At 65.1% G+C, this 14,268-nt stretch carries 12 protein-coding genes; 8 read left to right on the top strand and 4 right to left on the bottom strand.

Translation table 11 applies throughout. The annotated features are described in order from the left end of the window. Nucleotides 1-20 precede the first annotated feature (20 nt). Nucleotides 21-539: a DUF7529 family protein gene (locus HAH_RS13125; protein ID WP_014041360.1), complete on the bottom strand. Its 519-nt coding sequence runs from the start codon at nt 537-539 to the stop codon at nt 21-23. Between the two features lie 86 nt (nt 540-625). Here HAH_RS13125 and HAH_RS13130 point away from each other — a divergent pair, with 86 nt between their 5' ends. The 5 genes from HAH_RS13130 to HAH_RS13150 all read left to right on the top strand — a co-directional run bounded on the left by HAH_RS13130 (nt 626) and on the right by HAH_RS13150 (nt 7,517). Beyond that, entirely contained in the window at nt 626-3,298 is a 2,673-nt protein-coding gene (locus HAH_RS13130; RefSeq protein WP_014041361.1) for a dipeptide ABC transporter ATP-binding protein, read from the top strand. Between the two features lie 97 nt (nt 3,299-3,395). Continuing rightward, nucleotides 3,396-5,123 (top strand): ABC transporter substrate-binding protein, encoded by a 1,728-nt coding sequence (locus HAH_RS13135; protein WP_014041362.1) that lies wholly within the window; start codon nt 3,396-3,398, stop codon nt 5,121-5,123. A gap of 20 nt (nt 5,124-5,143) precedes the next feature. Continuing rightward, on the top strand, nt 5,144-6,226 hold the full coding sequence (locus tag HAH_RS13140) for an ABC transporter permease (protein WP_014041363.1): 1,083 nt from the start codon (nt 5,144-5,146) through the stop codon (nt 6,224-6,226). Then, a complete protein-coding gene (locus tag HAH_RS13145) occupies nt 6,223-7,152 on the top strand; it encodes an ABC transporter permease (protein WP_014041364.1) in 930 nt (309 codons plus the stop codon). The genes HAH_RS13140 and HAH_RS13145 overlap by 4 nt, the downstream gene beginning before the upstream one ends. Continuing rightward, on the top strand, nt 7,152-7,517 hold the full coding sequence (locus HAH_RS13150; RefSeq protein ID WP_014041365.1) for a DUF7268 family protein: 366 nt from the start codon (nt 7,152-7,154) through the stop codon (nt 7,515-7,517). The genes HAH_RS13145 and HAH_RS13150 overlap by 1 nt, the downstream gene beginning before the upstream one ends. On the opposite strand, the gene HAH_RS13155 is transcribed toward HAH_RS13150, so the two are convergent. Both HAH_RS13155 and HAH_RS13160 read right to left on the bottom strand, forming a co-directional pair. Beyond that, nucleotides 7,509-8,837 carry a dihydroorotase gene (locus tag HAH_RS13155; RefSeq protein WP_014041366.1) on the bottom strand — a complete coding sequence of 443 codons (1,329 nt, stop codon included), beginning with the start codon at nt 8,835-8,837 and terminating at the stop codon, nt 7,509-7,511. The genes HAH_RS13150 and HAH_RS13155 overlap by 9 nt on opposite strands. Before the next feature lie 24 nt (nt 8,838-8,861). Beyond that, the gene (locus HAH_RS13160) at nt 8,862-9,545 is read right to left on the bottom strand and encodes a lipoate--protein ligase family protein (RefSeq protein WP_014041367.1); all 684 of its coding nucleotides are present in this window, start codon (nt 9,543-9,545) and stop codon (nt 8,862-8,864) included. 223 nt (nt 9,546-9,768) lie between these two features. On the opposite strand from HAH_RS13160, the gene HAH_RS13165 reads away from it, so the two are divergent. Next, on the top strand, nt 9,769-10,626 hold the full coding sequence (locus HAH_RS13165; protein WP_014041368.1) for a hypothetical protein: 858 nt from the start codon (nt 9,769-9,771) through the stop codon (nt 10,624-10,626). Between the two features lie 102 nt (nt 10,627-10,728). On the opposite strand, the gene HAH_RS13170 is transcribed toward HAH_RS13165, so the two are convergent. Beyond that, complete coding sequence (locus tag HAH_RS13170) at nt 10,729-11,301, bottom strand: cysteine hydrolase family protein (protein WP_014041369.1); 573 nt, start codon at nt 11,299-11,301, stop codon at nt 10,729-10,731. 147 nt (nt 11,302-11,448) lie between these two features. Here HAH_RS13170 and HAH_RS13175 point away from each other — a divergent pair, with 147 nt between their 5' ends. Then, on the top strand, nt 11,449-12,906 hold the full coding sequence (locus tag HAH_RS13175) for an Hvo_1808 family surface protein (protein ID WP_014041370.1): 1,458 nt from the start codon (nt 11,449-11,451) through the stop codon (nt 12,904-12,906). Next, nucleotides 12,899-14,260: an Hvo_1808 family surface protein gene (locus HAH_RS13180; RefSeq protein ID WP_014041371.1), complete on the top strand. Its 1,362-nt coding sequence runs from the start codon at nt 12,899-12,901 to the stop codon at nt 14,258-14,260. Before HAH_RS13175 ends, HAH_RS13180 begins: the two co-directional genes overlap by 8 nt. Nucleotides 14,261-14,268: the final 8 nt, after the last annotated feature.

Below are 14,268 nucleotides of genomic sequence, written 5' to 3' on the forward strand. Positions count from 1 at the left end.
GACCCGTCCGGAACCAGGTTTCACTCGGGGAAGAACGGTTCGGGGTCCTCGTGGGAGACGGTGACCACCTCGTCGTCGGTGAGCGGTCGGATGTGTGAGTAGAGTCCGTGGTCGGCGGCGACCTGCGAGAGGTCCGCCCGGTCGGTCTTGTCGTAGTACAGCGGCACGAGCACGGCGAGGTCGTCGCCACATTCCAGCGCGACGAGCAGGAACACCATCCCGTCGTCGGTCGCCCGGAACACCTCGCTGCGCTCGACGGTGCGGTCTTCGAGCGCGTCGGCGACCCGCCGGAACTCGTCGCCGGGAACCACAACATCGAAGCCGAGCCGCCGGGTCTCCGGCTCGTATTCGCCAGTCTGTTCAGCCATCGTTCGCGGCTCGCCGGTCAGTACCGCCACGTCTCCGGGGTGGAGTTCGATAGCCTCGCGCCCGTCGTCGCGGTACTGTGTCGCCGTGGCCGCCATGTCCTCGATGACCTGCTCCCAGTGACCGACGACACGGTCGAAGGGGTTAGACTCGGGGTCGACAGGGTCGTTCATACGTCGAGTGTGGCGGCGGCCGGGATAAATTGTTGGTGGGCCAGTGGCACAACAGTTTTACTGGTATTTTGAGAAGAAGGCGACAGATGCGCGACCTCTTAACATTATCTGACCTCCGAACCCAGTTCGAGACGGACCGCGGCACCGTCAAAGCCGTCGACGGCATCGACCTCACTGTCAGGGAGGGCGAAACCGTCGGTCTGGTTGGCGAGTCGGGATCAGGGAAATCCGTCACAGCGTTATCGGCAATGGACATCGTCGACGAGCCCGGACACATCGCCGGCGGGGAGATCCGGTTCGGCGCGCTTGAGACAGTCACACGGCTGTCTCGGCAGTATCCGAAGGCAGTACGGACGGCCGACAGCGACAGCGGTTTCATCACCATCGACGCGGCGACGGTCGACCGGAACCGTGTCCCCGACTCGGTTTCGACGACGGCTGACGACAGGACGCTCGCCGAGCAGTTCATTCGGAAAGCTCCGAAAAAGGCCCTTCCGGAGGGCGGCGAGGCGCCCGTCACGATCACCGACGGCTACGTCGACCTGACGGCAGCCCCGGAGCGGGTGATGCGGGACATCCGCGGCGGCGATATGGGGATGATCTTCCAGGACCCGATGACATCGCTGAACCCCGCGATAACGGTCGGCGAGCAGGTCGCGGAGAGCCTGCGCCTCCACCGCTACGGGAGCAAGCGGAACGACTCGTGGTTCAACGCCGTCCGGGAGATTACGCCCTCGCTCAGCCGGGGCAGCGAGATGGACGAGGAGATCCGGTCGGACGTTATCTCGCTGCTGGAAGAGGTCGGAATCCCGGAGCCGGCCGACCGCGTCGACGAGTACCCCCACGAGTTCTCCGGCGGGATGCGCCAGCGCGTCCTCATCGCCATCGCGCTGGCGTGCCGCCCGAAGCTGCTCGTCGCCGACGAGCCGACGACGGCGCTCGACGTGACTATCCAGGCACAGATTCTGGACCTCATCGACGACCTCCAGGCGGACCTCGGGATGTCGGTCCTGTTCATCACGCACGACCTCGGCGTCGTTGCAGAGACCTGCGACCGCGTCGCCGTGATGTACGCCGGCGAAATCGTCGAGGAGGGGCCGGTCGAGGAGATATTCCAGAACCCGTCACATCCCTACACGTACACGCTGCTGGAATCGATACCGGGCGAGGGAACGGAGCGGCTGACTCCAATCGAAGGAAACGTTCCCAGCCTCATCGACATGCCCGAAGGGTGCCACTTCGCTGACCGCTGTCCGTGGGCCGAGCCCGAGTGTCGCGAGGGCGAGATTCCGTATCTCCAGCACGGGCCGGACGACGTCACCCACCGCTCGAAATGTATCCTCGAATCGTTCGATACAGACGAATACGGTACTGGCGACGCCGGTGTCGCCGCGACGGAGACGACGCGAACGGACAGACAGCTCATGGAGGTCGACGGGCTGAAAAAACACTTCTCGCGGGCCGACGACCTGCTTGACAAGTACATCGGGCGCGAGCCGGAGTCGGTCAAGGCCGTCGACGGCGTCTCGATGGATATCTACGAGGGCGAGACGCTGGGGCTCGTCGGCGAGTCCGGCTGTGGGAAGTCGACGACTGGCCGGACCATCCTCAGACTGCTAGAACCGACAGACGGGACCGTGGTCTTCGCCGGCCAAGACCTCGCGGACCTCGACAAGGATGGCCTGCGGGAAGTCCGTCGGGACCTGCAGATGATCTTCCAGGACCCGATGTCCAGCCTCGACCCGCGGATGACAGTCGGCCAGACGATCATGGAGCCGCTGAAGATCCACGACCTGCCGGAAGACACCGGTGACGGCTCACGCCGGGAACAGCGGGTCGACCGCGTGGCCGACCTCATGGAGGCGGTGGGGCTCGATCCGGACCAGTACGACCGCTACCCGCACGAACTGTCAGGCGGACAGCGCCAGCGGGTCGGCATCGCTCGCGCGCTCGCCGTCGACCCCGATTTCATCGTCTGTGACGAACCCGTTTCGGCGCTGGACGTGAGCGTCCAGGCACAGATAATCAACCTTCTGGAGGACCTCCAGCATGAGTTCGGCCTAACGTATCTGTTTATCGCCCACGACCTGAGCGTGGTTCGCCACATCTGTGACCGGGTCGCGGTGATGTATCTCGGTGAGGTGGTCGAAGTCGCCGACACGCCGGACCTGTTCGCGGACCCGAAACATCCCTACACGCGGGCACTCATGTCGGCGATCCCGGAACCGGACCCGACCGTGGAGGCCGACCGGATACTGCTGAAAGGCGACGTTCCGTCGCCGATCGACCCGCCGTCGGGCTGTCACTTCCGGACACGCTGTCCCGAAGTCATCCCGCCCGACATCGACATCGAACAGGAGACGTACCGCGAGGTAATGGACTACCGGCAACGGGTCGAGGACGAGGCCATCGCCATCGATGCAGTTCGGAAGCAGGCCCGAAAAACCGACAGTGCCACAGCGGCGACGGACGGTGGCGCGGACCTTACCGAGCCGCCGAGCGGCAGGGGGGAGGTACCGATGGCAGCGTTCAAACAGACGATGGTCGACCGGTTCTTCGAAACGAGCCTGACCGGAGAGAACCGCCGCGTCGTCGAAACGTCGATTGAACATCTCGCGGACGAGGACTGGGACGCCGCCGCGTCGGCGCTACGGGATCGATTCGAAAGCGTCTGTGAGACACAGCATCCCGAACTGCAACCGGACTCCCACCCAGCAGCGTGTCACCTCTACGAACAGGAGGAGGAAAGCAGTAACTGAATAATATTACTTAGCTGCACATAACTATCAACATATATATAGCAGAATCATTGATCTATCCGGTACAATTATAATATATCTGTTTGAACAAAGTTCCATGTCATCCGGTGATTCTCTGGACAGACGGAGCTTCCTTACCGCGGCCGGCAGTGCCGCGGCAGCCGCAACGCTCGCAGGTTGTTCCGGCGACGGCGGCGATGGTGGCGGAACCGAAGGTGGAGACGGTGGCGACGGCACTGGTAGCGACGGCGGGGACGGCGGAAGCGACCAGACGCTCGTGTACGCCCGCGGTGACCACCCGGAAAACTACGACCCACAGCAGTCGACCAGCGGCGAGGTGGCGAAGGTCACCAATCAGGTGTTTGACACCCTCATCCAGTTCGCGGCCGGGAGCGGCGGCCAACTCGAAGACGCGCTCGCGACCGACTACACTCTCGAGGGAACTACCGCGACGCTGACGCTTCGCGAAGGTGTAACCTTCCACAACGGCGAAGAGTTCACCGCGTCAGATTTCAAGGCAACCTGGCAGCGGTTCACCCAGAGCGACTACGAGTACTACCTCGGCGACGATACCCGGTCGGGGTACGGTCCGTTCACGCTCGGCGACTGGATCGAAAGCGTCGACGCGAGCCAGGACTACGAGCTGACAATCGAGCTTACACAGCAGTTCGCGCCGTTCCTTCGGAACCTCGCGATGTTCGCCTCGGCAGTCCTCTCGAAAGCCCAGATCGAATCGATGGGCGACAATCAGGCCGACCTCGGAAGCGAACCCGCGGGCACCGGGGCCTTCCAGTTCGATACGCTCGACAACCCGAACGAGCGCATCCGACTGCGGGCCAACAACGACTACTGGGGCGACGGCCCGAACGTCGGAACGGTCATCTTCAAGACCATCACCGAAAACAGCACGCGAGTGCAGGACGTCATCAACGGGGCCTCACACATCACGGACAACCTCGACTCCTCCGGCTTCCAGCGCGCCGAGGAAAGCGGGACGGCGACGCTGTTGCGGAAGGACGGCATCAACCACGGCTACATGGCGATGAACATGGCGCGGTTCGAGCCGTTCCGGGACCGGCAGGTCCGCCAGGCCATCGCCCACGCCGTCAACACCGAGGCCATCGTCAACCAGATCTACCAGGGCTTTGCGACCCAGGCCTCCCAGCCGCTCCCACCGGACGTGCTCGGGCACAACGACGACCTCGATCCGTATCCGACGGACAAGGAGAAGGCCCAGTCGATGCTCGAAGAGGCGGGCTACGGCGACGGCTTCGAGTTCGAACTCGCGACGTTCTCGAACCCTCGCGGATACAACCCCAGCCCGGTCAACACGGCGAACCAGGTGAAGTCTGACCTGGAGGAAATCGGTCTGACGGTCAACATCAACCAGTTCTCCAACTTCGGGCCGTATCTGGACTACACGTCGGCCGGGAAACACGACGCGTGTTTCCTCGGCTGGTACACCGACAACGCCGACCCGGACAACTTCCTGTACGTCCTGCTGGACCCACAGGTCGAGATGGACGCCGTCCCCGACGGGCAGGACTGGGTCAGTTTCGACGCCGACGGGTACAACACCCTCAACGTGTCCGGCTGGGCCAACGCCGACTACATGGAACTGGTCCGGGAAGCCCAGAAGACCTACGCGGAGAGCGACCGCGAGACGATGTACGAAGAGGCCAGCCAGATAGCCTACGACGAGTCCCCGTGGGTGTTCATCGACTACGCCGAGACGCTCCGGGCGGTCAACGAGGCTGTCGTCGAAGACACCTACACGATCAGCTCCGTAGGTGGCCCGTATCTTAACACAGTCGAACTGCAGTAGCGCTTCAAGGGAACTTCCGAATGAACTGGACACAGTTTCTTTTCAGGCTGGCTGAGCCGGTGGTACCGCCACGGTTCGTCATCAAGCGACTGCTGTTGCTCATCCCGGTGCTGTTCGGCGTCGCGTCGGTCGTCTTTGCGATCCTCCACCTGGCTCCGGGCGACCCGGCTATCATTATCGCCGGCCAGCGAGCGTCGGCCGAACAGCTCGAACAGATACGTGTTGAACTGGGACTTCGGCGGCCGCTCTGGGAGCAGTACCTGACCTTCCTGTGGGACGCAGCACGGTTCGACTTCGGACAGTCCTACAGCATTAGCCGCGGGAACAGCGTCCGCTCGGTCATCTCCGACCGACTCCCGATCACGCTCGAACTCGCGATTTACGGCCAGGCGGCAGGCATCCTGCTCGGACTGCCACTGGGCATCATCTCCGCGGTCAAGCAGGATTCGCTGACGGACCACGTCACCCGAATCGGAGCACTGACGGGTATTTCCGTCCCGATATTCTGGTCCGGTCCGCTGCTCATCCTGCTGTTCTCGACGTACCTTGACGTGTTCCCGACCAGCGGGCGTATCGCCTCAACGCTATTTCTGCCCGACACCTGGACGCTGCTCGGCCGTGAGCTGCCCCTTACCGGGATGATAACAGTCGATACAATACTGCTCGGGAACACCGAGGCCTTCCTCTCGGCGGCGCATCACCTGTTCCTGCCGGCGGTGGTCATCGGCGTCTACTCGACGGCACTGATCTCGCGGATGATGCGCTCCTCGATGCTCGAAGTCATCCGGCAGGACTACATCCGGACCGCGCGGGCGAAGGGTCAGGGCGCGAAAATCACGCTGATGAAACACGGCTTCCGGAACGCGCTGATTCCGGTCGTCACCGTCATCGGTATCCAGTTCGGGACGCTGCTGGGCGGGGCAGTCCTGACCGAGACCGTGTTCGGTATCAACGGGATGGGGCTGACTATCGTCACCGCCATCGGCGTCTCGGACTACCCGGTCGTACAGGGAACGGTGCTCACCTTCGCCCTGCTGTTTACGCTCGTGAACCTCTTCGTCGACGTCACATACAGCTATCTCGACCCACGGATTCAACAATGAGTACGGACACCGAGACACGGGGCACGCTGGGACGCCTGCGGGCGTCCCCGTTCCTCGCCGACCTGCTGACGAACCGCCTCGCCGTCGTCGGGCTGACGATCATCCTCGGCATGGCCGCTGTCGCCATCTACGCCCGCGTGACCTACGACCTCGGCGCGCTTGCCAGCTCACAGCTCGGTACTGAGATCGCTGACCGCGCACCGCCCGGCTGGCTCGGTCCCGCGCCCGCGAATCAACAACTGTTCGGGACGGACGCGGCGGCCCGTGACATCTACAAGCGGAGCCTGTACGGCGCGTGGCTGGCCCTGAAGTTCGGGACGATTACCGTCGGTACATCGACTACCGTCGGTGTCGGCCTGGGTATTATTGCGGCGTACTACGGCGACGTGACCGACAACGTCATCATGCGAACGATGGACGTCCTACTGGCGTTCCCGCCGCTGTTGCTCGCACTTGCGCTGGTCGCCATCTTCCCGCGAGACCTTGGGCTCTGGCGGGCCGTGGTGGCGCTCGTGCTGGTGTACACGCCGCGGTTCGCTCGGGTCGTCCGCGGAGCCGCGCTCAAAGTGCTCGAAGACGAGTACGTCGACGCGACAGTTGCGCTCGGCGCGACCGACCCGCGGGTGCTCGTCCGGCACATCCTGCCGAACACGCTCGCGCCGATCACCGTCCAGTCGACGCTGAACTTCGGGCTCGCCATCATCGACCTCGCGGCGCTGTCTTTCCTCGGATTCGGCGCACAGGCCGGGACGCCATCGTGGGGCCTGATGCTCTCCCGAGGCGTCGAGAACGGCCTCCTGACTGGTGAGTGGTGGCTCTCCTTCTTCCCGGGGCTGTTCCTCGCTATCACCGTCCTCGGGTTCAATCTGCTCGGTGACGGGATGCGTGACGCGCTCGACCCGCGGATGCGCGACGCGATCGACTGATGGCCCAGAGCGGTGACCCACCCCGACTCCGGCAGTACGTTGCGGCCCGGGCACGACTGGTGGGGAGCGGCCTGGTCGTTGGGCTGGTACTTGGCGGCCTCGGAACGGCGGGCTGGACGCTCTACACCGGTGATGCACGGTCGAGTGAAGCGACGGTGTTCGCCATCGGTGCGCTCGTGTTCGGCTTCGGCCTGCTGGGCTGGTCGGGGTCGATACTCGCCGGCCGCGGCATCGAAGCCATGCAGGAACACATGGACACGCGAAGCAACTGGACCGAACGCGACTCCCGGCGGGCGATGGCCCGACTCTGTGGCGGTGGCGGCGGAATAATGGTCGGGACCTCAGTCGTCGCGGCGTTACTCTAGCCGCTCGCTGTCCGCGCCGCGGACGTTCTCGCCCTGATGGTCGTAGAACACGTCTTCCTGCGGCGTTGCATCGTCAGCCAACGCGTCGCCGCGCTCGTAGACGACCGTCCCCCGGACCATCGTCCATTCAGGGAACACCGCATCGTGGCCCTCGAACGGCGTCCAGTCGCATTTCGAGTGGAGCGCCGCACCGCTGATCTCACTCGTCTCGATCGTGTCGACGAGCACGAGGTCGGCGTCCTTGCCGGCTTCGATGGCACCCTTCTGTGGGATGTCGAACACGTCGGCCGGGTTGCGTGCAGTGAGGTCCCGAACGCGCTCGTAGGTGAGCCCGCTGTCCGGGTCCCGGGCTTCGGCTAGTAGGAGCGGGAGGACAGTCTCGACGCCGGGAACACCCGACGGCGCGTCCCAGATGCTGGCGTCTTTCTCCTCGCGGGTGTGTGGCGCGTGGTCCGTCGCGATCATGTCGACGGTGCCGTCGACGACACGCTCGTAGAGCTTCTGGCGGCGCTTCTCGCGGCGCAGTGGCGGATTCATTCGCCCGAACGTCCCCAGTTCCGAGAGGTCGCGCCGAGAGAGCAGCAAGTGATGGGGCGTCACTTCGGTCGTCATTCCGGCCTCGCTGGCGATGTCGACGCCCTCCGGCGTGGAGGTGTGAGCGATGTGAATGGTCGCGTCGTGTTCTTTCGCGACTGTACAGGCCCGCTCGACGGCCTCCGCTTCTGCCTTTGCGGTCCGGAACGCACTCCATGCGTCGGCGTCGTCGCGAGCCTTGGCATCGTCGTTGAAGTAGTCGGCGTCCTCGGCGTGGACCGTGACCGGCACGTCGGTGTCAGCAGCGGCCTCCAGCGCGTCGGCGAACAGGTCGGCCTCGATACCCATGTCGCCGGTCGAATCCGCGAGGAACACCTCGCCGAGTGCGAACAGGCGACGGCGCAGGAGGACGTTCGGAATCCAGTCGGCCGTGACGCCGCCGTTGATACCCCAGTCGACGACGGAGTCGGCGGCGAACTCGGCTTTCTGGTCGAACGCCTCACCGTCGACGGTCGGCGGGTCGGTGTTTGGCTGGTCGACGACCGTCGTGACGCCGCCGGCCGCCGCCGACCGTGATCCCGTCTCCCACGTTTCCTTGTGCGGGTAGCCGGGCTGGCGAAAGTGGACATGAGCGTCAATCATTCCCGGGAACAGACGCTTGCCAGTCGCTTCGATGACGTGCTGGTCGGATGCGTCGAGGTCGCGGCCGACTTCGACGATGGACTCGCCACGCACCCGGACATCGCGTTGATGGCCGTCCGGCAGCGTCGCGTTACGGATGAGCATACGCCCAGTCGGCCGGGCGCACCCCTAAGTCTCTCGGATAGCGCTCACCGACACGTCGGGGCCGTCAGCCAGCGACCGCTCCAGCGCCACGATAACCTGTTCGGGGTCGTCGGTTCCCCCAGCGTTGGCGACGCTCCCGACGCTCTGGGGGTCGAACGGGACATCGATTGCCTCGTAGATGGGAGCCAGCACCTCGGCGATAGCCTCGTGGTCCCGAACGACGACGATGCCGCCGACGACAGCGACGGACTGGCGGACGCGCTGTGCGAGCCCCGCGATTTTGCCATCGGCCTGCAGCGAGTGGCTCCCCGGACAGAAAGAGGCGTCCGGTTCGCCCGTCCGAGCGGTGACGCCGCAGTCGTCGAGCGCGCGCTTCACAGCGGCTTTGGCCCACTCGTAGCGGTCATCGATAGACCCTCGCGGGTCATCGGTCGGGACGGCGATGGAAAACGAGACAGTCGACCCGGTGTAGGCGACGGCGCGACCCCCCACGGCGCGCTCGGTGACGGTGTAGCCCCGGTCGCGAGCGGCCCGGCGCGCTCGGTCGTAGCCGTCGCTGTTCGTGTCACGGCGGCCGAATGCGACCTGTCTGTGCGGTCGCCAGGCTCGCAGGGCTGGCTCGCGGTCCTCGGCGACCGTCTCGGCCATCTCGCGGGTCCGCTCGAAGTCGGTTTCCGGGTCGGCGGTGCGACCCCGTAGCAGACGCATAGCGGACCGTATGGCTCCTCGGGCTTAAAACGGTCCGCCGGTCAAGCAGATACCCCTCAGCGGTGGATAGCGAACAGGCGACACATGGCCGTCGCGGCGGGACGTGTCGCGCTCCCGCTGTCCCCGCCGCGGTCGTCGTCAGCGCACACGAACCGGTGGCCTCGGCATGGGTCTTGAACTCTCGGGCGACAGAGCCATACCGACACACGCCTAATCGCCGCCGATGGTCGTCACGATACCGCGAGGCGTACTCTTTCAGTATTACCGCTTTTCCCTGTACAACTCGCCGTTCGACGCCCACGACAAGGGGTGTGCCATCGACCTCTACCCAGACGGCGAGCGCGCGCCGTCGCCGGTCGCCGGCGAAGTGCTGGACACGAAGACGGTGCAGGCCCCGCCGAAGGCCTACGCCGCCGAACACGACCATCTCATCCTGGTCGACACCGGCGACACTGTGGCACGGCTGCTGCATGTCGACCCCGCCGTCGAACCCGGCGAGACGGTGGCCGTCGGCGACGACCTCGGAGCGCTGGTCCGAGCGGGCTTTTTCGCGCCGTGGGTCCCGAACCACATCCACCTCGGCTTCCGTGATCCCGACGCGAACCCCTACCGGGCGTCGGGGTCGCTGCCGGTCGACGTGGCTGTCGACGTGACGCCGCTTTCCTGGGACGGGACCGGCACCGTCGTCGCCGGCGGCGAAACGTGGGTCCGACTTGACGAACCTGCTCATCCGGCACCTGGTGAATCCTTCGTCGGCATCGCCAACGACGCCGACGGCGGCGATTCCGGAGTCCTCGACGGCGGGCTCCCACACTACTTCGGAGGCGGGCTGCTGGGCCGTGACGGAACCGACGCCGCAGCCCTTGCAGGCCAGCACGTCGGGACAGCGGACGGCCGCACGGTCACATGGGACGACCTGACCGTCCTGGCAAACGGCGAACCGATAACCGGCATCGCGCTGTTCTGTGGCCGCGAACGCTTCGGCGCGAAGCTCGTCGGTGAGACCATCGACCTCGCCGTCGGTGACGAGGTGCAGGTGACTATCGAGCAGGCCACGACCGGTGACGAGGCGTCTCTGTAACTACGATTTGTCGTACCGCTCGGGATGTGCGCGGAAGTCCAGGTCGTACTCGGGACCTTCCTTGACCTCGGCCATGTCGCCGCGAATGGGTCAGCCCCCATCTCAGGCGAAGGCGAGTTCGCCCCGGTCGGTCAGTTCGCCGAACAGCCAGTCGGCGTGATCTAGTGCGTACTCGCGGTGGTCGTCCTCGATGTAGCCGACGGCGTCCTCGACGAGGATCGGGCGGTAGTCCCGCAGGCCGGCGCTAGAGGCGGTGTGGAGCACGCAGACGTTCGCGAGCGTGCCACAGATAGCCAGGTCCGTGACGCCGTGGGCGTCGAGCCATCCCTCTAGTTCCGTCTGGTAGAAGGCGTCGTAGGTGTGCTTGACCACGGTCAGGTCCTCGTCCTGCGGGTCGAGGTCCTCGACGAGTTCGGTCTCCCAGGAACCTTCGACGACGTGTTCGCCCCATCGGTCGAACTCGTCGTAGTAGTGGGTGTCCTCGAACTGGTCGGGCGGATGCACGTCGCGAGTGAACACGACTTTCGCGCCGGCCTCACGGGCGCGGTCGACGAGTTCGGCACAGGGTTCGATGGCTGCTTCGCTGTCCGGTGCATAGAGGCTTCCATCGGGGTGACAGAAGCCGTTCTGCATATCGACGACGACCAGAGCGGTCTGTGCTGGGTCGAGTTCCATGCGGGACCTTGGGAGGGCGCGACTACGAAAGTTACTCCCACGGTGAATTTCGGACGGCGGGAACAAACACGAGCAGTCTTTCTGACCGACGAACGTTCCCGCGATTAGCGTGTGACTTTTCACTGTGGTAACCCAGCGTAAAGGTAGATGCGCCGCCCTTTCGCCCTCGTCGTTCTCTGTGCCGTTGTGCTGTTACTGGCGGGCTGTCAGGCACCCAGTGCGTCGCCCGAGACGGAAACTGGTGGCGACGACCTGACGCCAAGTGAGCCCGCGACCGACTACGGGAGCAACGACTCCGCCCCGCCAGCGCCTGCGACGGACCGGCTGGGCTACGAGAATGGCTACTGGTACAACGAATCGCTGTCGATAACAACCGGGGACGGGCTGAACGAGACGGAGCGGGAAGCCGTCGTCGCCCGGACGATGGCCCGCGTCGAGCGGATTCGCGGGCTGGAGTTCGAGGAGACAGTGCCGGTCTCCGTCGTCTCGCGAGCCGAGTATCGAAACAACACGGGCGGCGGCGAAACCGGCGATTCGCTGCGTCGGTTCGACAACGCGAAGTTCGAGGCGCTGTTTTTCATCGGCGAGGACCGCGACTCCATCGCCGTCCAGAACAGCAACCGCGGGGAGAGCGTGCTTGGCTACTACAGCAGCCAGCGCGGTGAAATCGTCATCGTCAGTGATTCCGAGACGCCGACGATAAGCCGGGGGACGCTGGCCCACGAACTCGTCCACGCCCTGCAGGACCAGCACTTCGGCCTCGAAAGTGACGCGCGGACGCGGGATCAGGTGCAGGGTCGAAACGGAATGGTCGAAGGCGACGCCGTCGCCGTCACCCAGACCTACACCGACCGCTGTGGCGAGGAATGGCGCTGTATCGACAGGCCCGCCCAGAGCGGCGGTGGCGGCGGCGACCGTCACTTCGGCATCAACTTCATGCAGTATTTCCCCTACAGCGACGGTCCCGGCTTGATTGGAGCCCTCCGAGAACGCGGCGGCTGGAGTGCTGTCAACGACGCCTACGACGACTATCCCGACGGGGCCGCCGAAGTGACCTACCCCGAGCGCTACCCCGAATGGGAACCCGAGTCCGTCTCGCTGGCGGACCGGTCCAGCGACGACTGGGAGCGGGTCAGACCCTCGACCGACCGGGACCGGCCCGACTACGCCGTCGTCGGTCCCTCTGCCATCGCCGGGTCGATGGCGTACACCATCGCCGATGACTACAACGAGTCGAGCGTCGTCCGGACGCGTGACGTCATCAACTACGAGGACGGATCGCTGGACAGCGACGACCCGTACAACTACGACCTGCCCGCCACCGACGGCTGGCAGGGCGGCCGGATGCACATCTACGACAACGGCGACGAGACGGCCTACGTCTGGAAGACGACCTGGGACAGCGAGGCCGACGCCCGCGAGTTCGCTGACGCTTGGGAAGCGGTCATCGCCCACTGGGGCGGTACCAGAACCGCGGAGGGCCACTGGGTCATCGAGGAAGATAGCCCCTACACCGACGCTGTCGCCGTCAGAGTCGATGGGGAGACGGTCACCGTCGTGAACGCGCCGACAGCCGACGAACTCGACGAGGTCCACGATGCGTAAGGAACTGCTCATTGCGCTGGCGGTCGTCTTGGCGGGCTGTACGGTCCCATCCTTCGGCGGCAGCGACCACCCTGCAACACCGACCGGTGACGATGCCATCGGCTACGAGAGCGGCTACTGGTACGACGACTCGGTGTCGGTGACGACCGACGACGGCCTGAACGAGACGGAGCGAGAGGCTGTCGTCGCCCGGACGATGGCCCGCGTCGAGCAGGTCCGTGACTTGGAATTCAAAGAGCCAGTCCCGGTTTCGGTCATCTCCCGGGCCGAGTACCAGAACCGGTCCGGGGGCAACGAGGGCGGCGGCAGCAGTCGTCCACAGGACCCCTGGAACGACCAGGTGTGGGAAGCGCTCTTGCTCATCGGCGAGGACTCCGGTAGCAGCGACGAAATCGACGACACGCTCTCGACGACGGTCCAGGGATACTACTCACCGAGCGAGGACGAAATCGTCATCGTCAGCCCAACGGAGACGCCACAGATCGACCGGCGCACGCTCTCACACGAACTCGTTCACGCCCTGCAGGACCAGCACTTCGGGCTGAACGGCTCCGCGGAGACGCAGGACACGCAACTGTCACGGCAGGGCGTCACCGAGGGCGAGGCCAACTACGTCCGCATCCTCTACGAGCGCCGCTGTGGTGACGGCTGGGGCTGTATCGCGCTCCCGGACCGGACCAGTGACGACGGCGGAAGCAGCGACGGAGACGACGCCAGCCAGCAGCCGAGCTACAACGAGGGGCTGTTCACCGTCCTCTACCAGCCGTACGTCACCGGGCCGCGGTTCATCGACCAGGTGCGCGCTGACGGCGGCTGGGACGCCGTCGACGCGCTCCACGACGACTTCCCCGACAGCACCGAGCAGGTCCTCCACCCGGAGAAATACCCCGATGAGAAGCCCGTGAACGTCAGCGTCGCGGACCGCTCGAACGAGGAGTGGAGCCGCTTCGACCACGACCCGGTCGGCGACACGGTCGGGGAGACCTCGATCTACGCGATGATGTACCACAACGGCCAGACGGAGGGCGACCGCTACAGCTACGAGAGCGAGATATCGGCGGGCTGGGGCGGTGACCTCGTCGTTCCCTACCGCAACGGCTCCGGCGGCTACGGCTACGTCTGGGAGACCCGCTGGGATGCCGAGGAGGACGCCAGCGAGTTCGCACAGGCATATCGAGCGGCGCTGACCGAGGAACACGACGCCAGCCAGCCCCGGAGTAACGTCTACGTCGTCCCAGCGGACGACCAGTTCAACGACGCCTTCCGCGTCGTCCGGTCCGGCAAGACCGTCCGTATCGTCAACGGGCCGACGGTGAGCGACCTCGACGAGATTCACCAGCCAGCGGAGTCCTGAGGGCCAGT

It is taken from the genome of Haloarcula hispanica ATCC 33960 (genome assembly GCF_000223905.1).
GTDB lineage: Archaea > Halobacteriota > Halobacteria > Halobacteriales > Haloarculaceae > Haloarcula > Haloarcula hispanica.

What these genes read in the sequence shown, in the direction of transcription:
- HAH_RS13125 (WP_014041360.1), bottom strand. Translation starts at nt 539, where the DNA reads ATGAACGACCCTGTCGACCCCGAGTCTAACCCCTTCGACCGTGTCGTC.
- HAH_RS13130 (WP_014041361.1), top strand. Translation starts at nt 626, where the DNA reads ATGCGCGACCTCTTAACATTATCTGACCTCCGAACCCAGTTCGAGACG.
- HAH_RS13135 (WP_014041362.1), top strand. Translation starts at nt 3,396, where the DNA reads ATGTCATCCGGTGATTCTCTGGACAGACGGAGCTTCCTTACCGCGGCC.
- HAH_RS13140 (WP_014041363.1), top strand. Translation starts at nt 5,144, where the DNA reads ATGAACTGGACACAGTTTCTTTTCAGGCTGGCTGAGCCGGTGGTACCG.
- HAH_RS13145 (WP_014041364.1), top strand. Translation starts at nt 6,223, where the DNA reads ATGAGTACGGACACCGAGACACGGGGCACGCTGGGACGCCTGCGGGCG.
- HAH_RS13150 (WP_014041365.1), top strand. Translation starts at nt 7,152, where the DNA reads ATGGCCCAGAGCGGTGACCCACCCCGACTCCGGCAGTACGTTGCGGCC.
- HAH_RS13155 (WP_014041366.1), bottom strand. Translation starts at nt 8,837, where the DNA reads ATGCTCATCCGTAACGCGACGCTGCCGGACGGCCATCAACGCGATGTC.
- HAH_RS13160 (WP_014041367.1), bottom strand. Translation starts at nt 9,545, where the DNA reads ATGCGTCTGCTACGGGGTCGCACCGCCGACCCGGAAACCGACTTCGAG.
- HAH_RS13165 (WP_014041368.1), top strand. Translation starts at nt 9,769, where the DNA reads ATGGTCGTCACGATACCGCGAGGCGTACTCTTTCAGTATTACCGCTTT.
- HAH_RS13170 (WP_014041369.1), bottom strand. Translation starts at nt 11,301, where the DNA reads ATGGAACTCGACCCAGCACAGACCGCTCTGGTCGTCGTCGATATGCAG.
- HAH_RS13175 (WP_014041370.1), top strand. Translation starts at nt 11,449, where the DNA reads ATGCGCCGCCCTTTCGCCCTCGTCGTTCTCTGTGCCGTTGTGCTGTTA.
- HAH_RS13180 (WP_014041371.1), top strand. Translation starts at nt 12,899, where the DNA reads ATGCGTAAGGAACTGCTCATTGCGCTGGCGGTCGTCTTGGCGGGCTGT.